We start from the raw sequence: 255 nt of genomic DNA on the forward strand, positions 1-255 counted from the left end.
CTCCGGCACGCTTCGCCGCGTCGATCGTCTCGGCGAGCAACTCCTCGACACCGGCTTCTCCCAACCGTTTGCGCCATCGCGTGAGGCTGGACGGATCGATCGGCGGTTCGGTCTGCAAGTACGTCTCACCCGTAAAAACCTGCCAGTACGGGTTCTCAACCCATTGCCACACAACATCCTCGTCCGAGAGGTCGAAGGCGTGCTGCAGATACAGCAGACCAGCGATCAGTCGAGGCGAACTCGCAGGTCTGCCTT

1 protein-coding gene is annotated in these 255 nt (G+C 61.2%); it reads right to left on the reverse strand.

Going from position 1 to position 255, the window contains the following annotated elements:
- The coding region (locus AB3X94_RS42210; RefSeq protein WP_368614506.1) for a transposase at positions 1 to 255 on the reverse strand (255 nt) is incomplete at both ends.

The sequence above is a fragment of the Paraburkholderia sp. BR10923 genome, assembly GCF_040948765.1.
Classification (GTDB): Bacteria; Pseudomonadota; Gammaproteobacteria; order Burkholderiales; family Burkholderiaceae; genus Paraburkholderia; species Paraburkholderia youngii.